Annotated in this window: 11 protein-coding genes; 8 read left to right on the top strand and 3 right to left on the bottom strand. The window is 68.0% G+C overall.

Going from position 1 to position 21996, the window contains the following annotated elements; genetic code table 11:
- Positions 1-3: 3 nt before the first annotated feature.
- The 3 genes from OL358_RS03420 to OL358_RS03410 are packed head-to-tail and all read right to left on the bottom strand — an operon-like array spanning position 4 to position 7931.
- Positions 4-2637 (bottom strand): DUF4062 domain-containing protein, encoded by a 2634-nt coding sequence (locus tag OL358_RS03420; protein ID WP_264708522.1) that lies wholly within the window; start codon positions 2635-2637, stop codon positions 4-6.
- On the bottom strand, positions 2634-5255 hold the full coding sequence (locus tag OL358_RS03415; RefSeq protein ID WP_264708521.1) for a DUF4062 domain-containing protein: 2622 nt from the start codon (positions 5253-5255) through the stop codon (positions 2634-2636). The genes OL358_RS03420 and OL358_RS03415 overlap by 4 nt, the downstream gene beginning before the upstream one ends.
- 36 nt (positions 5256-5291) lie before the next feature.
- Positions 5292-7931, bottom strand: coding sequence for an ATP-binding protein (locus OL358_RS03410; protein ID WP_264708520.1), 2640 nt, complete (start codon positions 7929-7931; stop codon positions 5292-5294).
- 287 nt (positions 7932-8218) lie between these two features.
- On the opposite strand from OL358_RS03410, the gene rpoB reads away from it, so the two are divergent.
- The 8 genes from rpoB (at position 8219) to OL358_RS03375 (ending at position 21982) form a co-directional block, all read left to right on the top strand.
- Positions 8219-11710: a DNA-directed RNA polymerase subunit beta gene (gene rpoB / locus OL358_RS03405; RefSeq protein ID WP_264708519.1), complete on the top strand. Its 3492-nt coding sequence runs from the start codon at positions 8219-8221 to the stop codon at positions 11708-11710.
- 67 nt (positions 11711-11777) lie between these two features.
- Complete coding sequence (gene rpoC, locus OL358_RS03400) at positions 11778-15653, top strand: DNA-directed RNA polymerase subunit beta' (protein ID WP_264708518.1); 3876 nt, start codon at positions 11778-11780, stop codon at positions 15651-15653.
- 113 nt (positions 15654-15766) lie between these two features.
- Positions 15767-16822 (top strand): RHS repeat-associated core domain-containing protein, encoded by a 1056-nt coding sequence (locus OL358_RS03395; protein WP_264708517.1) that lies wholly within the window; start codon positions 15767-15769, stop codon positions 16820-16822.
- Positions 16812-17270 carry a hypothetical protein gene (locus OL358_RS03390; RefSeq protein WP_264708516.1) on the top strand — a complete coding sequence of 153 codons (459 nt, stop codon included), beginning with the start codon at positions 16812-16814 and terminating at the stop codon, positions 17268-17270. The genes OL358_RS03395 and OL358_RS03390 overlap by 11 nt, the downstream gene beginning before the upstream one ends.
- Complete coding sequence (locus OL358_RS15840) at positions 17161-17598, top strand: AHH domain-containing protein (protein ID WP_413631492.1); 438 nt, start codon at positions 17161-17163, stop codon at positions 17596-17598. The genes OL358_RS03390 and OL358_RS15840 overlap by 110 nt, the downstream gene beginning before the upstream one ends.
- Positions 17595-18161, top strand: coding sequence for a hypothetical protein (locus OL358_RS03385; protein ID WP_264708515.1), 567 nt, complete (start codon positions 17595-17597; stop codon positions 18159-18161). Before OL358_RS15840 ends, OL358_RS03385 begins: the two co-directional genes overlap by 4 nt.
- Before the next feature lie 85 nt (positions 18162-18246).
- Positions 18247-19245, top strand: a complete 999-nt coding sequence (locus OL358_RS03380; protein ID WP_264708514.1) for a hypothetical protein — start codon at positions 18247-18249, stop codon at positions 19243-19245.
- Positions 19246-20287: 1042 nt separating this feature from the next.
- Complete coding sequence (locus tag OL358_RS03375; protein ID WP_264708513.1) at positions 20288-21982, top strand: hypothetical protein; 1695 nt, start codon at positions 20288-20290, stop codon at positions 21980-21982.
- The last annotated feature ends 14 nt before the right edge of the window (positions 21983-21996 follow it).

Below are 21996 nucleotides of genomic sequence, written 5' to 3'. Positions count from 1 at the left end.
GCGTCACCAGTGCCGCAGGGCCTCCTCGACCTCGGCGTGGTGCGAGGGAGGCAGCGCGAGGAGCACGGCCTCGGCCACGCGCATCTCGGCGCCGGCCGCCTCGCCCCCGGCGACGCTCTCGGCGTCCTTTCCGCGCAGGATGTCGAGGTACGGCGTGTGCACGGTGAAGGCCTCGGCGTCGAAGATGCCGATGCGGCGCCGGATGACGCCCGCCGCGACGGCGAGCGCCGCCGCCCGCCACGCGTCGCCGCGCGCAGCGGCGACGCCGCACACGCCCTCGAGTCCGTAGGCGACGCCCTCCTCGTAGTGCAGGCGCACCGACAGCAGCAGGGTGCGCACGAACTCCTCCTCGGCTTCGTCGAGCCGCCCGAGCTGGAAGCTCAGCCGCGACCACAGGTTGCCGGCGACGGAGGTCGTGAAGAGGTCGCCGCGCGCCGAGGCGATCTCCTTCGCGCGGTCGAAGTGGGCGAGAGCCTCGTCGGTGTCGCCGCGGACCCACGCGAGGCGTCCGAGCGACACCTCCGTGATCGCCTCGGCCCAGCCGTTGCCGAGCTCGCGCAGCTTCGCGACGGCCTTGCGCAGCTCCTTCGCGGCTTTCCCCGCGTTCGGGTCGCGCAGCTGCACGCGCGCGGTCGCGCGCGCGGCGAGCGCCATGGCCGCGGCATCCTCGTCGCCGCTCTCGGTGAACAGCCGGACGCACTCACCGAGGCCCGCGACGACCTGTTGGCTCGGGCGCTGCCACATCTCGCCCCACAGCGCGAGGAACCAGGCGACGGCACGGGTGTGCTGAGTGATCGGACGGTCGTGCTGCTTCTCGAGGAGTTCCAGCATCCACACGCGCACCTCGGCGAAGAAGCCCGAGATCCACCAGTAGATGAGCAGGCTCCACGCGAAGTCGCCGGCGTCGTCGAGCCGGTCGGTGTAGACGAGGTGCCGCACGGCCGCGCGCAGGTTCGGCAGCTCGAGTCCCAACTGCAGCACCGCGTCGGCCTGGTCCTCCCCGCCGAGGCCCGGGGCGATCCTCCGGACGAGTTCGAAGTAGTAGTCGGCGTGCGCCGCCCGCACGCGATCCGCTTCGCCCTTGGCCTTGAGGCGCCCGAGGGCGTACTCGCGCACGATGGCCAGGAGGGAGAAGACCGAGCGTCCCCCGATCTCGGTCTGCTTCACCAGCGAACCGTCCACGAGCGCGGCGAGTCCGTCGATCTCCTGCCCCTCCCAGGACCGTCCCACGCCGATCGCCTCCACGGCGTCGAGTGTGAAGCGGGTGGCGAAGACGCCGAGGTCCTCGAGCAGCTCGCGCTGCCAGTCGGGCAGCAGGCTCACACTCCAGTCGATGGTGGCGCGCATCGTCCGGTGGCGTTCGGGCAGGTCGCGCACCGCCGCCGTGAGCAGCGGCAGGCTCTGCTCGAGACGGTCCGCGATCCCCGCGGGCGTCAGGATGCGCACCTTCGCCGCTGCCAGCTCGATCGCCAGCGGCAGGCCCTCCAGGCGCCGGCAGATCGCGGCGAGGTCCGCGGCGTTCTCCTCGGTCACGTCGAATCCGGGCTTGATGGCCTGCGCGCGGTCGACGAACAGAGCGACGGCCGCGGATCGGGTCGAGCGATCCAGGCTCGCGGGAGCGTCGCCCGGCGGGGTCGAGAGCGTCGGCACCTCGAACACCCGCTCTCCGCGGATGCGCAGCACGATGCGGCTGGTGACGAGGAAGGTCGCCGTCGGCGCGACGGTGTACAGGCGCACCAGGACGGGCGCGGCATCCACGATCTGCTCGAAGTTGTCGAGCACCACGAGCACTTTGCGGTCCGCCAGGGCGTGCGAGATCCGCTCCTCGAGCTCGGCCTCCCCGTTGTCGCGGATGCCGAGGGTGTAGGCGATCGTCGGAAGGAGCAGGCTGGGTTCGAGCACGCCCTCGAGCAGCACGAAGTACGTGCCGTCGGCGAAGAGGTCCTCGGTCGCGAGCGCCGTCTCGATGGCGAGCCGGCTCTTGCCGATGCCCCCCGGGCCGACGAGGCTGACGACCCGGTCCGTGCCGCGTGCGAGCAGGTCCCGCACGCGGGCGATGTCGCCCTCGCGCCCGATCGTCGTCGTGTAGGGCACCGGGACGCGCGCGACCAGTGCGGACGCCGAGGTCTCGGGGTCGGGATCCTCGACGATCCGCGATTCGTCGAAGCGTTCGGCGAGGAGCATGGCGAGGTCGCCGGCGATCTGGTCTTCGAGGTCGTCGGGGGAGTGGAAGTGGAGGTAGGCGGCGGTGTCGTCGGTCTGGATGCGGGCGATGAGGTCGTTGAGGCGGTCGTCGCGGTGGTCGGTGTTCTTGATGTAGATGAGTTTGGGCATGGTGCTCGGGGCGAGGTTGTACTCGTCTTCGAGGCCGGAGATCTGTTCGTCGGGGGCGACCCAGCCGTAGGAGGAGCCGTAGATGCCGATGAACACGTCGCTTTGGGCGAGGTAGGAGCGGTAGAGCTCGCGGGGCGGGTGGGGGCGGGCGCCGAGTTCGAACATGACCGGGGCGAGTCGCATCCGCTCGATGGCGCTCTTGACGGCGCGACGCTCGTCGGCGAGTTCGCGCAGGGTCGAGCTGACGAACACCCGGATCCGCTGATCGGGGGTGCGGATGATCGGATGCTGCGACGCGCTCACCATCGGAGGAGGGCCTCTCTCGCGGGTGCCTCGACCCGGGGGAGGGCGAGCCGGATCGCCTCCGCGGCGCTCATCTCGGCACCCTCGCGCTCCCCCGCCGCGACGCCCTCGGGATCGGCCTCGCGCAGGGCAGCGAGCGGCGCGACGTGCACCGAGAACCCCTCGACGTCGAACATGCCCGTCGTCTGACGGAGCACGTGGGTCACTCCCGCGAAGATGCCCGCGCGCCGGGCGTCACCACGGACGGCCGCGATCGCGCACATCCCCTCGAGGCCGTACGCGGCTCCCTCGACGAACCGGAGTCGCGCCGACATGTCGAGCGTGAGCCAGTACTCCCGCTCGGCGGCTTCGACGTCGCCGAGCACGAAGAAGATGCGGGCGCGATTGTTCCCCGCGACCGCGCGCGTGAAGATGTCCTGCTCGGCGTCGGCGATCTCGGCGGAGCGGTCGAAGTGGGTGCGCGCATCGGGGATGGATCCCATGCCGACCGAGATGAAGCCCAGGCCGATCTCGGCGAGCGCCTCGCCCCATCCGTCGCCGAGCTCGCGGAGCTTCGCGACCGCCTGGGTGAGCTCCGTCGCGGCGGCCACGCCGTCGGGATTCGGGAACTGCAGGCGCGTGGTGCCGCGTGCGGCGAGCGCCATGGCCGCAGCATCCTCGTCGCCGCTCGCAGTGAACAGCCGCACGCACTCGCCCAGGTCCGCGACGACCTGGTCGCTCGGGCGCTGCCACATCTCGCCCCACACCGAGTAGAAGATCGCGATGGCCCGCGTGCGGTCGGCGAGCGGTCGACCGTCGGCGAGGACTTCGAGCATCCACAGCCGCACCTCGGCGAAGAGGCTGGAGATCCACCAGTAGGGCAGGAGGAGCCAGGCGAAGTCGGCCGCCTCGTCGAAGAGCCCGGCGTGCACCAGATGGCGGGCCGCGGCCCGCAGGTTGGGGATCTCGAGGCCGAGCTCGACCACGGCGCCCGCCTGACCGGGACCGCGCAGGCCGGGTGCGACCTGCTGCACCAGCCCGTAGTAGAAGCGCGCGTGCGCGATGCGCAGCTCCTCGGCCTCACCGCGTTCCTCGAGGCGCTGGAGCGCGTACTCGCGCACGATCGCGAGCAGCGAGAAGGCCGAGCGTCCGGCGGTGTCGATCTGCTTTACCAGCGACGCGTCGATCAGTGCGGCGAGCGTCTCGATCGCGCTCTCGCCCCATGCCCGCCCGACGCCGACCGCCTCGACCGCTTCGAGCGAGAAGCGCGCCGCGAACACTCCGAGCGCGTCGAGCATGTCGCGCTGCTCGTCCGTCAGCAGGCTGACGCTCCAGTCGATCGTGGCGCGCATCGTCCGATGCCGCTCCGGCAGGTCGCGGGCGGATGTCGACAGCAGCGGCAGGCTCTGGTCGAGGCGCTGCGCGACATCGCGCGCGGTGAGCAGGCGGAGCTTGGCCGCGGCGAGCTCGATCGCCAGCGGCAGCCCGTCGAGGCGACGGCAGATGTGGATGACGTCGGCGGCGTTGTCGGCGGTGAGGACGAACTCCGGTTTCGCCGCCTGCGCCCGGTCGGCGAAGAGGAGGCAGGCGGGGGAGGACAGCGCGCGATCGAGCGTCGCGGGGACGCCGTCGTCGGGTGCGGCGAGCGTGTCCACGTCGAACACCTGCTCGCCGCGGATGCGCAGGATGCTGCGGCTGGTGACGAGGAACGTCGCCCGCGGGGCGAGCGTGTAGAGCTTGACGAGGACAGGCGCCTCGTCGACGATCTGCTCGAAGTTGTCGAGCACGATCAGCACGCGGCGCTCTCCGAGCGCGTAGGCGATGCGCTCCTCGAGCGTGCCGCCGCCGGTGTCGCGCACGCCGAGGATGTACGCGATCGTCGGGAGGAGCAGGCCGGGTTCGAGCACGCCCTCCAGCGGCACGAAGTAGGTGCCGTCGGGAAAGAGATCGGCATTCGCGTGCGCGGCTTCGATCGCCAGGCGCGATTTGCCGATGCCGCCGGGCCCGATGAGGCTCACCACGCGGTGATCCTGCGAGCCCAGGAGCGCGCGGAGCTCGGCCAGCTCGCCCGCGCGGCCGATCGTCTCGGTGTACGGCACGGGCACGCGGGCGACGAGGGAGTCGGACTCCGCCGCAGAGGTGTCGCCGGGCCGTCTGGACTGATCGAAGCGTTCGGCGAGGAGCATGGCGAGGTCGCCGGCGATCTGGTCTTCGAGGTCGTCGGGGGAGTGGAAGTGGAGGTAGGCGGCGGTGTCGTCGGTCTGGATGCGGGCGATGAGGTCGTTGAGGCGGTCGTCGCGGTGGTCGGTGTTCTTGATGTAGATGAGTTTGGGCATGGTGCTCGGGGCGAGGTTGTACTCGTCTTCGAGGCCGGAGATCTGTTCGTCGGGGGCGACCCAGCCGTAGGAGGAGCCGTAGATGCCGATGAACACGTCGCTTTGGGCGAGGTAGGAGCGGTAGAGCTCGCGGGGCGGGTGGGGGCGGGCGCCGAGTTCGAACATGACCGGGGCGAGTCGCATCCGCTCGATGGCGCTCTTGACGGCGCGACGCTCGTCGGCGAGCTCGCGCAGGGTCGAGCTGACGAACACCCGGATCCGCTGATCGGGGGTGCGGATCGCGGGGTGCTGCACCCCAGTCATGTGGACATCATGGACCCGAGGAGGCCGCTCCCGCCATCACTCGTTCGGCAGCCGGGCCGCGACGACGGGTGCGGCCGGCGCCCGCGGCACCGCCGGCACGTGCGCGAGCGCATACGCGGCCGCCTCGGGCGCCGAGAGCGAGCGGCCCCGCGCGAGCGCCGTGGCGACGGCGTCGTCGGCTCCGCCGGACGCCGCCAGGTAGCGCAGGTGGAACACGAACTGCGGGGCGTCGAACATCGTGAGCCGCTCGCGGGTGTTCTCGGCGGCGCCGGCCAGCACGGCCGCCGATTCGACGTCGCCGCGCAGCGAGGCGATCGCCGACAGCCCCTCGATGGCGTACGCGATGCCCTCGTCGTGGTCGAGCTCCATCGACATCCGCATCGCCTCCGTGAAGCCGAAGGCCGCGGCATCCGGCTCGCCCGCCAGCAGACGTACCCGCGCGAGGTGGTGGGTCGCGACGGACAGTCCGAAGATGCCGCCGCCGTCGCGCGCGGCGGCGGCCGCTTCGGCGAACCGCGCCGCCGCGCCTTCGGCGTCGTCGAGCGCCCAGTCCAGTCGCCCGAGCGCGATCAGCGTCAGGGTCTCCGCCCAGCGGTCGCCCCGCTGGTGGAACAGCCGGGCGCAGCGTTCGAGATCGGCGGATGTCGCGAGGATGTCGGGATCGCCCATCGTGATGCGCGCGAGCCCGGCGGTCGCCTCGGCCATCGTCTGCCCGAACACGTCGCCGCTCTCGCGGAACAGCGCTGCCGACTCGAGGAGTCCGGCGACGATGCCGTCGCGCTGGTCGGTGCGCCACATCTCCGACCACAGGAAGTAGAACCGCGCGACGGCTCTGGCGCGCGGGGACATGCGCGGAACCGCGGCGAGGAGCTCCTCCATCCACACGCGCACCTCGTAGAAGTAGCCGCGCAGCCACCAGTAGATGTAGAGGCGCCAGGCGATCCCCGTCGCGTCGTCGGCGTTCGCCGAGGCGGTGAGGTGACGCACCGCGGTGCGCAGATTCCCCCGCTCGAGGTCGAGCCGGCGCGTCGCACCCCGCTGGTCGACCCCGCCGAGGAGCGGCGCGACGCGCACGGACAGATCGAGGAAGTAGGCCGCGTGCGCGTCGCGCAGCAGCTGCTCGTCGCCCGCCTCGCGCAGCCGCTCGACGGCGTACTCCCGCACGATCACCAGCATCGTGAACACGGCCTCGCCATCGGTCTCGGACTGGAAGACGAGGGAGTTGTCCACGAGCGCTTCGAGGGCGTCGACCGGCCGGTGCTCCCACAGCCGTCCGGGTGCCACCGCCTCGATCGCGTCGAGCGTGAAGCCGGCCGAGAACACGCCGAGGTCGCGCAGCATCGCGCGTTCGTCCTCGGCGAGGAGACCCGCCGACCATTCGATCGTCGAGCGCAGCGTGCGCTGCCGCGGAGGGAGGTCGCGCGCGGCATCCCCCAGCACGGACATCGATCCGTGCAGTCGCGACAGCACCGCGTCGGGCGTGAGCAGCCGCATGCGCGCCGCGGCGAGCTCGATGGCCAGCGGCAGCCCGTCCAGTTCCTGGCACAGGGCGACGACCGGCGGCGTGTTCGCGGCGGTCAGGGTGAAGTCCGGCTTCACGGCCCGCGCGCGTTCGACGAACAGCTCCACCGCCGGCGACGCCGCGGCGCGCGACACCGAATCGGGGGCGTCCGCATCGGCGGTCGGAAGCGGCGGCACGTCGTAGACCCGCTCCCCGCGCACGCGCAGGACGGCCCGGCTCGTCACCAGGAACGACGCGTCCGGGGCGAGGGTGTAGAGGCGGACGAGCTCGGCCGCGGCATCCACCAGCTGTTCGAAGTTGTCGAGCACGAGAAGGACCCGCCGCGATGCGAGGGCGAGGGCGAGGCGCTCCTCCACGGGAAGGTCGCCACCGTCGCGGATGCCGAGCGCGTAGGCGATGGTCGGCAGCAACAGTCGGGGCTCGAACACGTTCTCGAGTCCCACGAAGACGGTGCCGCCCGGGTAGAGCGGTCCTGCTGCCTCGGCGACTTCGAGCGAGAGCCGGCTCTTGCCGATTCCGCCCGGTCCGAGCAGCGTCACGACGCGATGCTCGCCCGAGGCGAGCAGCTCCACCACCTCGGCGACCTCGCGCTCACGTCCGATGATGCGGCTGTAGGGGACGGGCATCGGCGTCTCGGCGCGGGGAGGGGCTTCGACGGTGCGCGACGCGTCGAACCGCTCCGCGAGGAGCACCGCGAGATCCGCTTCGACGAGCTCGGCCAGCTCCGCCGGGTTCGCGAACGACTTGTACGACGCGGTGTCGTCGTCCTGGATCCGGCGCACCAGCGTCTGCAGGCGCTCATCGCGGGCGGCGGGCTCGCGCAGGTAGATCAGCTTCGGCATCTCCGGCGGCGCGAGGCGGTATTCGTCCTCGAGACCCGAGATCTCCTCGCCCGGCGCGACCCACCCGTAGCTCTCGCCGTAGATGCCGACGAAGACATCGCTCTGGGCGAGGTACGAGCGATAGAGGTCCCGCGGCGGGTGCGGGCGCGCCCCGAGTTCGAACATCACCGGCGCCAGTCGCAGCGCCTCGACCGCACCGCGCGCGGCGCGGCGCTCCGCTTCGAGCTCGCGCAGCGTCGAGCTGACGAACACTCGGAGCCGCTGATCGGGCGTGCGGATGGCGCTCTCGCCCCCTGCGCTCCCCGGCGTCATGGGCTCATTGTGGAGGGCGGACGCGACGCTCGTCCAGCGATGCGCGTGGTTATACCGCAGCATCCGAAAGTCGTCAAGGATCCCGCTGGACACGGCGCGCCATCGTGGGTATAGTAGGTCCTTGCGCTCTTGGATTCCCCCTGCCCTCATATGGTGGTCGGCTGTGCCTGCGCCCCCTCCCTTCATCGGCGAGGCGTGGCGCGCGGGCAATCGGGGACGACGACTGAGCACTCCACCCTGACGACAAGGAAACGTGCCCCTCACACGGGCCCACGGAGGTAATTCCCTTGGCTGCTGCGCGCAACGCCACCACCACCACCACCAAGAACGGCCGCGGAGCATCCCGCCTCTCGTTCGCCAAGATCTCCGACACGCTGACGGTCCCCGACCTGCTGGCGCTTCAGACCGAGTCGTTCGACTGGCTGGTCGGCAACGACGCGTGGAAGGCACGCGTCGCCGAGGCCAAGGACGCCGGTCGCTCGGATGTTCCCGAGATCAGCGGTCTCGAGGAGATCTTCGAGGAGATCAGTCCCATCGAGGACCTGAGCGAGACCATGCAGCTCTCGTTCACGAACCCGTACCTCGAGCCCGAGAAGTACTCCATCGAGGAGTGCAAGGAGCGCGGCAAGACCTACGCCGCCCCGCTCTACGTCGAGGCCGAGTTCATGAACCACCAGACCGGTGAGATCAAGACGCAGACGGTCTTCATGGGCGACTTCCCGCTCCAGACCGACAAGGGCACGTTCATCATCAACGGCACCGAGCGCGTCGTCGTGTCGCAGCTCGTCCGTTCGCCCGGCGTCTACTTCGACAAGACCCCCGACAAGACGTCCGATAAGGACATCGTGTCGGCGCGCGTCATCCCGAGCCGCGGAGCCTGGCTCGAGTTCGAGATCGACAAGCGCGACCAGGTCGGCGTGCGCATCGACCGCAAGCGCAAGCAGTCGGTCACCGTCTTCCTCAAGGCGCTCGGCCTCACCAGCGAGGACATCCTCGCCGAGTTCGCCGGCTTCGACTCGATCGAAGAGACCCTGTCGAAGGACACGATCCTCACCAAGGAGGACGCGCTCCGCGACATCTACCGCAAGCTCCGTCCGGGCGAGCAGGTCGCCGCCGAGGCCGCCCGCGCGCTGCTGGACAACTTCTACTTCAACTCGAAGCGGTACGACCTGGCCAAGGTGGGTCGCTACAAGATCAACCAGAAGCTCGGCCTCGACAAGCCGCTGTCGGACTCGGTGCTGACGGTCGACGACATCGTCGCGACGATCAAGTACCTCGTCCGCCTGCACCGCGGCGATGTCACGTTCGACGGCATCCGCGCGGGCAAGCCCGCCGAGATCCGTCTCGACATCGACGACATCGACAACTTCGGCAACCGTCGCATCCGCGCGGTCGGCGAGCTCATCCAGAACCAGGTCCGCACCGGTCTGTCGCGCATGGAGCGCGTCGTCCGCGAGCGCATGACCACGCAGGACATCGAGGCGATCACGCCGCAGACCCTGATCAACGTGCGCCCCGTCGTGGCCGCGATCAAGGAGTTCTTCGGCACGTCGCAGCTGTCGCAGTTCATGGACCAGAACAACCCGCTCGCGGGTCTGACCCACAAGCGCCGCCTCTCGGCCCTGGGCCCCGGCGGTCTGTCGCGTGAGCGCGCCGGCGTCGAGGTCCGCGACGTCCACCCGTCGCACTACGGCCGCATGTGCCCGATCGAGACCCCGGAAGGCCCGAACATCGGCCTCATCGGCTCGCTCGCGTCGTTCGCACGCATCAACGCGTTCGGCTTCATCGAGACGCCGTACCGCAAGGTCGTCAAGGGCAAGGTCACGGAGCAGATCGACTACCTGACCGCGTCGGAGGAGGACGACTTCATCGTCGCCCAGGCCAACGCGCCGCTCAAGGCCGACGGTCACTTCACCGAGGACCGCGTCCTCGCGCGCAAGAAGGGCGGCGAGGTCGACCTCTTCCCCGCCGACGAGATCGGCTACATGGACGTCTCGCCGCGCCAGATGGTGTCGGTGGCGACCTCGCTCATCCCGTTCCTCGAGCACGACGACGCCAACCGCGCCCTCATGGGTGCGAACATGCAGCGCCAGGCCGTGCCGCTCCTCCGCTCCGAGTCGCCCGTCGTCGGTACCGGCATGGAGGGCTTCGCAGCCATCGACGCGGGTGACGTCATCACGGCCGACAAGGCCGGTGTCGTCCTCGAGGTCTCGGCCGACGTGGTCACCGTGCAGCTCGACGAGGGCGGCACGCAGGACTACTTCCTGCGCAAGTTCGACCGCTCGAACCAGGGCACGTCGTACAACCAGCGCGTCGTGGTCTCTGCGGGCGAGCGCGTCGAGGCCGGCGAGGTCATCGCCGACGGCCCCGCGACCGAGAAGGGCGAGCTCGCGCTCGGAAAGAACCTCCTCGTCGCGTTCATGACGTGGGAGGGTCACAACTTCGAGGACGCCATCATCCTCAGCCAGGACCTCGTGAAGGACGACACCCTCTCCTCGATCCACATCGAGGAGTACGAGGTGGACGCCCGTGACACGAAGCTCGGCAAGGAGGAGATCACGCGCGACCTTCCGAACGTGAGCCCCGACCTGCTGAAGGACCTCGACGAGCGCGGCATCATCCGCATCGGTGCCGAGGTGCGCCCCGGCGACATCCTCGTCGGCAAGGTCACGCCCAAGGGCGAGACCGAGCTCTCGGCCGAGGAGCGCCTGCTCCGCGCGATCTTCAACGAGAAGAGCCGCGAGGTTCGCGACACATCGCTGAAGGTTCCTCACGGCGAGCAGGGCACGATCATCGCCGTCAAGGAGTTCAACGCCGAGGACGGCGACGACGAGCTCGGCTCGGGCGTCAACCGCCGCGTCGTGGTCTACATCGCCCAGAAGCGCAAGATCACCGAGGGCGACAAGCTCGCCGGTCGTCACGGCAACAAGGGCGTCATCGCGAAGATCCTCCCCGTCGAGGACATGCCGTTCCTCGCGGACGGCACGCCGGTCCAGGTCGTCCTGAACCCGCTCGGCATCCCCGGTCGAATGAACTTCGGCCAGGTGCTCGAGCTCCACCTCGGGTGGATCGCGAAGCAGGGCTGGAAGGTCGAGGGCACGCCCGAGTGGGCCGCCCAGCTGCCGAAGCAGGCGTTCGAGGCTCCGGCCGGCACCAAGGTCGCCACCCCGGTGTTCGACGGTGCGTTCGAGGCCGAGATCGCGGGTCTGCTCGACTCGACGACCCCGAACCGCGACGGCAACCGCCTCATCGACTCGACGGGCAAGACGCAGCTGTTCGACGGCCGCTCCGGCGAGCCGTTCCCGGCTCCGATCTCGGTCGGCTACATGTACATCCTGAAGCTGCACCACCTCGTGGACGACAAGATCCACGCGCGCTCGACGGGCCCGTACTCGATGATCACCCAGCAGCCGCTCGGTGGTAAGGCGCAGTTCGGCGGTCAGCGGTTCGGTGAGATGGAGGTGTGGGCCCTCGAGGCCTACGGCGCCGCATACGCGCTCCAGGAGCTCCTCACGATCAAGTCCGACGACATCCTCGGCCGCGTCAAGGTGTACGAGGCGATCGTCAAGGGCGAGAACATCCAGGAGCCCGGCATCCCCGAGTCGTTCAAGGTGCTCATGAAGGAGATGCAGTCGCTCTGCCTGAACGTCGAGGTCCTCTCGGCCGACGGCACGCCGGTCAACCTCCGTGACACCGATGATGACGCCTTCCGCGCTGCGGAAGAGCTCGGCATCAACATCTCCAGCCGCTTCGAGTCCTCGTCGATCGACGAGATCTGACCCGGCCGATTTCGATACGGCGCTGCGCGCCTACTCAATCACCGATTTACGAGAGAACTGAGAACAAGTGCTCGAATCAACAACTTTCGAACAGCTTCGCATCGGCCTGGCCACCGCCGACGACATCCGTCGTTGGTCCTTCGGTGAGGTCAAGAAGCCCGAGACGATCAACTACCGCACGCTGAAGCCGGAGAAGGACGGCCTCTTCGGCGAGCAGATCTTCGGACCCTCCCGAGACTGGGAGTGCGCCTGCGGAAAGTACAAGCGGGTCCGCTTCAAGGGCATCGTCTGCGAGCGCTGCGGCGTCGAGGTCACCAAGTCCTCGGTGCGTCGTGAGCGCATGGGCCACATCGAGCTCGCTGCTCCCGTGACCCACATCTGGTACTTCAAGGGTGTTCCCTCCCGCCTCGGATACCTGCTCGACATGGCGCCGAAGGACCTCGAGAAGGTCATCTACTTCGCCGCGTACATGGTGATCTCCGTCGACGAGGAGGCGCGTCACCGCGATCTCGCGACGCAGGAGAGCAACATCCGTCTCGAGCTGAAGACGCTGGCCGACCGTCGCGACTCGCGCGTCGCCGCCCGCCTCCAGAAGCTGGAGGAGGAGCTCGCTGCGCTCGAGGAGGAGGGCGCCAAGGCCGACCAGAAGAAGAAGGTCAAGGACGCCGCCGAGAAGGAGATGGCCCAGATCCGCAAGTCCGCGGACGACCAGGTCATCCGTCTCGAGAAGGTGTGGGAGGACTTCCGCACCCTCGAGGTGGGCCAGCTCAAGGGCGAAGACGAGATCTTCCACGAGCTCCAGGACCGCTTCGGTCAGTACTTCGAGGCCCACATGGGCGCCGAGTCGATCAAGCGTCGCCTCGAGGCGTTCGACCTCGCAGCCGAGTCCGAGAGCCTGCACCTGCAGATCTCCGAGGGCAAGGGCCAGCGCAAGATCCGTGCGATCAAGCGCCTGAAGGTCGTCAACTCGTTCCTGCAGACCGGCATGAGCCCGGCCTCGATGGTGCTCGACGTCGTTCCGGTGATCCCGCCGGAGCTGCGCCCGATGGTGCAGCTGGACGGCGGCCGCTTCGCGACCTCCGACCTCAACGACCTGTACCGCCGCGTGATCAACCGCAACAACCGCCTCCGCCGTCTGATCGACCTCGGTGCCCCCGAGATCATCGTCAACAACGAGAAGCGGATGCTGCAGGAGGCCGTCGACGCACTGTTCGACAACGGCCGCCGTGGTCGTCCCGTCACGGGCACGGGCAACCGTGCGCTCAAGTCGCTGTCCGACATGCTCAAGGGCAAGCAGGGCCGGTTCCGTCAGAACCTGCTCGGCAAGCGCGTGGACTACTCGGGCCGTTCGGTCATCATCGTCGGACCCCAGCTCAAGCTCCACCAGTGCGGTCTGCCCAAGCAGATGGCCCTCGAGCTGTTCAAGCCGTTCGTGATCAAGCGCCTGATCGACCTCGGTCACTCGCAGAACATCAAGGCCGCCAAGCGCGCCGTCGAGCGCACGCGTCCCGAGGTCTGGGACGTGCTCGAGGAGATCATCCGCGAGCGTCCCGTGCTGCTCAACCGTGCGCCCACGCTGCACCGTCTGGGCATCCAGGCGTTCGAGCCGCAGCTCGTCGAGGGCAAGGCCATCCAGCTTCACCCGCTCGTCTGCGCCGCCTTCAACGCGGACTTCGACGGTGACCAGATGGCCGTGCACCTGCCGCTGTCGGTCGAGGCTCAGGCCGAGGCCCGCATCCTGATGCTCGCCTCGAACAACATCCTCAAGCCGTCGGACGGCCGTCCGGTGACCCTGCCCTCGCAGGACATGATCATCGGCCTGCACCACCTGACCACGGTCATCGCGGGCGCAGCCGGCGAGGGTCGCGTGTTCGGCTCGGTCGGCGAGGCGATCCTGGCGAAGGACGAGGGCACCCTCGACCTGCAGGCCAAGGTTCGCATCCGCGTTCCCGGTCTCACGTTCCTCGAGGGCGAAGCCCCCGAGGGCTACGAGCGCCACGGACTGGTGGATGCCTCGCTCGGCCAGGCGATCTTCAACGACACCCTCCCCAAGGGCTACCCGTTCGTTCGCGAGCAGGCCGACAAGGGCAAGCTGTCGCAGATCGTCAACAAGCTCGCCGAGGAGTACCCGAAGGTGGAGGTCGCGGCTTCGCTCGACCGCATCAAGGACGCCGGCTTCTACTGGGCCACCCGCTCGGGTGTCACGGTGGCGCTGAGCGACATCCTCACCCCGCCGAACAAGGCCGAGATCGTGGGCGGCTTCGAGAAGCAGGCCGCGAAGGTCCAGGCGCAGTTCGAGAAGGGTCTCACGACCGACTCCGAGCGTCGTCAGGAGCTCATCAAGATCTGGACCGAGGCGACCGACGCCGTCCAGAAGGCGATGCGCGACAACTTCCCGGAGGACAACACCATCAACCGCATGGTGTCGTCGGGTGCTCGTGGTAACTGGCTGCAGATCCGCAACATCGCGGGTATGCGAGGCCTCGTGAACAACCCCAAGGGTGAGATCATCCCCCGTCCGATCATCTCCTCGTACCGCGAGGGACTGTCGGTGGCGGAGTACTTCATCGCGACGCACGGTGCCCGCAAGGGTCTGGCCGACACGGCCCTCCGTACCGCCGACTCGGGCTACCTCACGCGACGCCTCGTCGACGTCTCGCAGGATGTCATCATCCGCGAGGAGGACTGCGCGACGACCAAGGGCCTCGAGCTCCCGATCGCGACCGCAGGCGCCGATGGCGCGCTCGTGAAGGACCCGAACGTCGAGAACTCGGTGTTCGCCCGCACGCTGGCCGCTGATGCGGTCAACGCGAAGGGCGAGGTCCTCGCGGCTGCCGGCGACGACGTGGGCGACGTGCTCATCAACAAGCTGGTCGAGGCGGGCGTCGAGAGCATCAAGGTGCGCTCGGTCCTCACCTGCGACTCGGCGGTCGGTGTCTGCGCGAAGTGCTACGGCCGTTCGCTCGCGACCGGCAAGATCGTCGACATCGGCGAGGCCGTCGGCATCATCGCGGCGCAGTCGATCGGTGAGCCCGGAACCCAGCTGACGATGCGTACCTTCCACACCGGTGGTTCCGCGTCGGCCGACGACATCACGCAGGGTCTTCCCCGTGTGCAGGAGCTCTTCGAGGCTCGTACCCCCAAGGGTGCGTCCCCGATCTCCGAGTCCGACGGACGCATCACGATCGACGAGACCGACAAGGCCAAGAAGGTCATCCTCACGCCCGACAACGGTGACGAGCCGCACGTCTACCCCGTGCTCAAGCGCGCGACGCTGCTGGTCGAGGACGGCCAGCACGTCACGGTCGGTCAGCCGATCCTGGTGGGCACGCTCGACCCCAAGGAGGTCATGCGTGTCATGGGTGCCCGCGAGGTGCAGAAGTACCTCGTGAACGGCGTCCAGGGCGTGTACCGCTCGCAGGGTGTGCCGATCCACGACAAGCACATCGAGGTCATCGTCCGTCAGATGCTGCGCAAGGTCACCGTCGTCGATCACGCCGACACGACCCTGCTCCCGGGTGAGCTGGTGGACTTCAAGCGCTACCAGAACATCAACCGCGAGGCCGTCGCCCAGGGCAAGCGCCCCGCGTCGGGTCGTCCGGAGCTGATGGGTATCACGAAGGCGTCGCTCGCGACGGAGTCGTGGCTGTCGGCCGCGTCGTTCCAGGAGACGACGCGCGTCCTCACCCAGGCGGCGATGGAGGGCAAGAGCGACCCGCTCGTCGGCCTCAAGGAGAACGTCATCATCGGAAAGCTCATCCCCGCCGGAACCGGGCTTGCGAAGTACCGCAACGTCTCGGTCGAGGCGACGGAGGAGGCAAAGAGCGAGCGGTACCCCAACCGCATCTTCGCCTCGGACGGCGCCTACTCGGACGCCGACCTGAGCTACGTCGACTTCGACAGCTTCTCCTCTGACGGCGACTTCAGCGGCAACTACAACTAGTCGCTGACCGCAACACACACGAAGGGCCCCGGGATCATCCCGGGGCCCTTCGTGGTTCGTGCGCGCTGTGCCGCGGGAATCCGCTCGTCGCCTACGACGCCCGCGGAAACACGGTGCACCTCGCCGACATGACGTTCACCTACGACGCCGCGAACCGGCATGTCGGCACTGCCTATGCGGATGGTGCCACGGTGGCGTATGTGCGGGATGTGGCGGGGAGGATCATCCAGTCCACCACGACCCCGGTGACCGGGTCGGCGGTGACGACGACGTACCTGTATGCCGGGTCGGCGGATGCTGCGTGGGGGCAGGTCACCGGGTCCACCCTCACCCGCACCGTCGCGCTGCCCGGTGGGGTGTCCACAACCATCACCACCGGGAGCGAGTCGACGTGGTCGTTCCCGAACCTGCAGGGACACACCCTGCTGACCCGCACCGGTACCACCACCAGCGCCGGGCTGATGATGTGGGACCCGTTCGGGCAACCCCTTGACCCGGTCACGCTCGCGATCGGCACCACCGCTGCCGATGACACCGGCACCCTCACCGGCAACACCGGCTGGCACCAAGGTGCGCTCAAGCAAGCCGGCACGGTCGGGTCGACGACGGTGATCGAGATGGGCGCCCGACTCTACGTCGCCGCACTCGGCAGGTTCCTCCAAGTCGACCCCATCGAAGGCGGCGGGGAGAATGACTACGTCTGGCCCAACGACCCCATCAACAAACACGACCTCACCGGGATGTTCTGGGACTTCTTCACCGACAATCCGGTTGGTGAAACCCTGATGGTTGCGTGCGGATTCATCCCCATTCTCGGACAAGCCTGTGGAGCCGCAACTGCCATCGCGTATTTTGCTCAGGGCAAGGTAGCCGAGGGTCTCCTGACGATTGGAGGCGCGGCGCTCGGGGGCCTGGGCGGGGCGGCGATCAAACTGGGGATCAAGGCGACGGCCAAGGCCGCGGCGTTGGCTCGAACCCTGCCTACGCGCGCCGCGTATGGTCGGGCGGTGCGCGCCACCCAGCAGGCTTATGTGCGCCGCACGAAGTGGCAGGTCGCGGGAGTCGAGAACATCGTTAGCGATGGCGCATCTCGATTCGGGGTATCGTTGCTGCCGTCCTCGGGAAGACCCTCCCCGGGCAGGGGAGGAGGGAAGTTCCGTGCTGTCTAGTGATCCAACGCCGGACCAGTTGAAAGCTGATCTCAGGAGCATCGGGAACTGGCCGCGGGTGGTCAGTCTGGGCTGGCTTGCGGTGATCGTTGTGGTGACGCTCGCCGTGGGTTATCAGTGGTGGTGGGGTGCGATCATCGCGGTATGGGTCTGTCTGTTCGCCCTCGCCCTCCGTGTGCGCGCCAGTTGGACCATGGAGGAGTTCGTCGTGCGCTCCTACCTGCGGACATACCGCTTTCGGTTCGAGAATGTGGTCGCCTTCACCGACCTGCCGTATCAAGGCTGGTGGAGTGGATTCGTCCCGGCCGAGCTTTTCGGCGTCGGCGCGTATCAGATCGATGTTGCGATGCGCGGTAGGGGTGGGCGCTCGCTTCCAGCGACCATGTGCGGCCGTCGGCGCAGCGTCCGCATTGCCGACGCGCTCAATGCGCTTGTTCCCGATGCTTGAGACTCGTTGGAAACGTCGAAGGCGGAAGATGAAGTCGGGGATCGTCAGGACGGCACAGTCCGCCGCGCACCACATCGTTGCGGGTAGGGCGATGGCCGCGCAGGCGGCTCGAGCGACCCTGCAGCGGCTCAACATCACCAACGGTGTCTTCCTTCCGCGGAGTGTCAAGTCCTTGAACCCAGACGGCGCGGCTGTGCACTCCACTCTGCACACGAACGCGTACTACGCCGGCGTGAACAACGCACTCGCTGCTGCTACGTCTCGCACGGAAGCGATGGAGATTCTTAGTCGCATAAGGGCAGACTTGCTCTCCGGGGGATATCCGTGAGCGAGTGTCAAGACGTCTTCGAGTCGGTTGCGATTGAGCGCACCCAGATGGTGGTCAGTGAGAGGTGGGAGTCGCTAGAGCAAGCGATAGAGTTGGCGATCACCGATGACGGCTCGAACTGGGTGCCTCCGCCCGTCGAGATCGCCCGGGCAGACGAACGGCACCGGCCGTGGGGGTACACGAATCTCCCTGCATGGACTGGCCAGGTCCTTGTCCTGCGAGCTGAAGCGATCGACGTCATTGGGCCGCTCCTCGATCCTTCTGGGCTCATCCGCCCGCTCGCTGCCGGTGAGGACGAACTCGCGGTTTTCAGCGCCTATCTCCTGGAGGGCGCACTGAACGCCGATCGATCGGAGATCAGGCGGTTCTCCGATGGGCGAGTCATGGCAGTTCGGCGTCCCAGTTTCGTACCTGAGGCGCTGAGTGGTGCCCGGGCATTTCGACTTGCCGAAGCCCCGAGAGGAGTCGCGTACTACACGTCTGAGCTCGTCGAACAGATACATGCGACGGGGCTCGCGCGACCAGGCCAGTTCAAACTCGTTTGGCCCTGCGACCCGCAGTAGGCGCGAGCAGGACCGCGCGGGACTCTACATCTCCTACGACGCCGCGAACCGGCATGTCGGCACGTCGTATGCGGATGGTGCCACGGTGGCGTATGTGCGGGATGTGGCGGGGCGGATCATCCAGTCCACCACGACCCCGGTGACCGGGTCGGCGGTGACGACGACATACCTGTATGCCGGGTCGGCGGATGCCGCGTGGGGGCAGGTCACCGGGTCCACCCTCACCCGCACCGTCGCGCTGCCCGGTGGGGTGTCCACAACCATCACCACCGGGAGCGAGTCGACGTGGTCGTTCCCGAACCTGCAGGGCCACACCCTGCTGACCCGCACCGGCACCACCACCAGTGCCGGGCTGCTGATGTGGGACCCGTTCGGGCAACCCCTCGACCCGGCCACGCTCGCGATCGGCACCACCACTGCCGACGACACCGGCACCCTCACCGGCAACACCGGCTGGCACCAGGGTGCGCTCAAGCAAGCCTCGACGGTCGGGACGACCACGGTGATCGAGATGGGCGCCCGACTCTACATCGCCGCACTCGGCCGATTCCTCCAAGTCGACCCCATCGAAGGCGGTGTCGACAACGACTACGTCTGGCCACCCGACCCCATCGGGAAGAGTGACCTCAGCGGACGCGCGTGGTGGGATGACTGGGGGCGTGCTCTCACTGACTCCGTGGTCGGGCAGACGTTGCTTACGGCGTGCGGTTTTGTTCCTGGCGTGGTCGGTGCCGCTTGCGGGCTTGTCGAAACTCTTGCTTATGCTGTTCAGGGGAGGGCGGGTGAGGCGATGCTGGCGCTCGGTACTGCCGCTGCCGGCGCTGTCGGTGCCGGTGCGCTGGCGCGGGGAATGAGAACCTTGGCGGCGGGCGCCATCGCGACGAGGACGGCGCATGTGGGAGTCGCAGCAGCGAAACCATCCCGCCAGACGATTCGTTCGATCAGGAGAGATGTGGACCGCGCGATAAGGTGGTCCTCCAACGCTGCTGGTCACGTCACGTCATCGGCGGCCGCAGCCCCCGTTCAACCACTGGCGCATCGCATCAGATTCAGCTTCACGAGCTTCCGATTCAGGCTGGTGTAGACGGTGAAACGCCTGACGGGGTCCGCGACTGGCGCTCGCGTCGGCGGTGGAACGCTCGGTGCGCTGTTCTTGCTCGCGAGTGCCGTCGGTGCCTGGGGCGCGTCGAACTTGTGGCTGGGGCTTCCTTTAGTAGTTCTATTTGGGTTCATGATGATTCGACCTTGGTTTATGGGTGTTGACTTGTGCCCTGGACAGGTCCGGATCCGGTCGTGGTTCAGGGACTATCGTTTGCAGGAAGGCGACGTCGTCGATGTAGCGCTTGTCAATTACACCGGATTGCTCGGCTTCGCGGTTGGGTGGATTCCTTTCGCGGGGCGCGTTGCAATGTTGGAGTTTAAGACGCTCGACGGTCGCCTGCGATGGTTCCCCGCAACATTTAACACGCGGAATCGAGCGCTTCGAATCGCACGCGAAATGCGAACCGCGCTGGGATTGCAACCAGGCTGAAGTCGCAGAATCCCGGGGTTGATGCGACTCATACCTGCACGCGTCGGCGCAATACTCTCGGTAACCCGCGTGGCTGACGTCGGGTGGCAGGCCACTCGCGAGCTCGCTGGTCTGAGGCTACTGTGATCCGGTTGATCCGCCATGCCTTCACGACACGCTCGCCCCCGAACGGTCAGCTCTGGCGTGGCTACCCTTGCGCCCTGCCGATCGTCGTTGCTTCCCGTCTACCCCGCTGTGGTCCAGCCTGGTAGACGTCGTGTCGGCGGCACCATTGCTTGCATTCAGAGCCACGCTCTCACCGGCGCCGAACTCGCGTGGGCACACCTCCGGGCAGAAGCGAGCGCCGCGCGTTGAGGGGCTCACCGAGCGTTACGGCTCTCAGTCCGGGCGGTGGGCAACTTTAATCTGGTCGAGTCAGCGATCTGTGGCCGCTGGGGACTCAGCTCGTGACGTACGTGGGCACTGCTGGCTCGGCGCCGCTGTGTGGGCACCTTCGTAATCCTCCCGGCGAGAGTCGCGCGGCCGGGCTGTTGCTCCGGCGACAGCGACCGGCGGCACCGCGGTCACCAGCATCTCCGGCGCCGAGCCGGGCACGGTGACGGTCACCACCTACCACCCGCAGACCGGGCGAGTGGAGAAGGTCGCCACGAACCGGCACGGGATGCCCGCAACAGAGCTCGGCTTCAGTTACGACCTCGACGGCAAGGTCGAGTCCGTCACCGAAGATGATGGTCCCGCGCTGGCCACCGTCTCCTACGACGACGCGTACGAAGAGCTGCAGTCGGTGACCTATGCGACGGGGGACGCGTTGTCGGCGGTGGCGCGGGACGCTGCGGGCCGCACGATCGGGCACACCTGGACCGTCGGGGGTGAGACGGTCACCGATACGGTGGCGCGGTCGCAGTCCGGTCGCATCGTGCAGCACACCACCACCCGAGGGACCACGACTGGGACCTCGACGTACGGGTATGACGCGGCGGGCCGGCTCGTCACCGCGAACATTCCCGGGCACGAGCTGAGCTACGGGTTCGGTGCCGCGGTGGGGTGCGTGAATGGGCACGCGGGCAAGTCGGGGAACCGGACGCTGCTGATCGACAGGTACACGGCGCCTGGTGCGGGGGTGGTGGAGTCGTCCACGTCGTACTGCTACGACCACGCCGACCGGCTGCTGTCCTCGTCGGTCACGAACCCCGTTGTCGGGGCCAACGCGGTCACAGCCGGGCTCGCGCCCGCGGACATCGTCTACGACGCCCGCGGGAACACGGTGCGCCTCGCCGACATGACGTTCACCTACGACGCCGCGAACCGGCATGTGGGCACGACCTATGCGGGCGGTGCCACGGTCGCGTATGTGCGGGACGTGGCGGGGCGGATCATCCAGTCCACCACGACCCCGGTGACCGGGTCGGCGGTGACGACGACGTACCTGTATGCCGGGTCGGCGGATGCCGCGTGGGGGCAGGTCACCGGGTCCACCCTCACCCGCACCGTCGCGCTGCCCGGTGGGGTGTCCACAACCATCACGACAGGTGCCAGCCCGACGTGGTCGTTCCCGAACCTGCAGGGCCACACCCTGCTGACCCGCACCGGTACCACCACCAGTGCCGGGCTGATGATGTGGGACCCGTTCGGGCAACCTCTCGACCCGGCCACGCTCGCGATCGGCACCACCATCGCCGACGACACCGGCACCCTCACCGGCAACACCGGCTGGCACCAGGGTGCGCTCAAGCAAGCCTCGACGGTCGGGTCGACCACGGTGATCGAGATGGGCGCCCGACTCTACGTCGCCGCGCTCGGCCGATTCCTCCAAGTCGACCCCATCGAAGGCGGCGTTCAGAACGACTACGTTTGGCCACCCGACCCGGTGAATGAGTCGGACCTGAGTGGCGAAGCGGTGCCGGTGGTGATTGGAGCAGCGATCGCCGTAATCACGAGCCCGTTGTTCTTGATCGTCGGGGGCGGCGTGGTAGTAAGCGTGATCGTGCTTTCAGATCCCGGCGTGCAGCAGTGGATGGGGGATGTTGGCCGCGCCATTTCGGATGTGGCAATGTTCCCTTCCAGGGCCGCCACCGTGATAAGCGCGAACATCATGATGATGGCTCATCGCAAGAAGCAACCATCTCGAAATGGCGATAGAGCTGGTCACGGGTCCACAAAGAACGGCAAGCCACCGCAGAAGCATGAGGATGCCCAGTCCCATGGCGGGCGTGAAAAGCCCAACTTCAAGCCCAACCAGAATCGGAGAGGCAACATGATCGCGATTTCGCCAACCAGGTTTGCCTGGTAGACGGGGAGCGCCCC

Source organism: Microbacterium sp. SSM24, from assembly GCF_025989145.1.
Lineage (GTDB): Bacteria > Actinomycetota > Actinomycetes > Actinomycetales > Microbacteriaceae > Microbacterium.
This window is presented reverse-complemented; position numbering and strand designations above follow the sequence as displayed.

Excerpts from the sequence above, each read along its gene's own strand:
- OL358_RS03415 (WP_264708521.1), bottom strand. The coding sequence starts at position 5,255 with ATGACTGGGGTGCAGCACCCCGCGATCCGCACCCCCGATCAGCGGATC.
- OL358_RS03410 (WP_264708520.1), bottom strand. The coding sequence starts at position 7,931 with ATGACGCCGGGGAGCGCAGGGGGCGAGAGCGCCATCCGCACGCCCGAT.
- OL358_RS15840 (WP_413631492.1), top strand. The coding sequence starts at position 17,161 with ATGTTGCGATGCGCGGTAGGGGTGGGCGCTCGCTTCCAGCGACCATGT.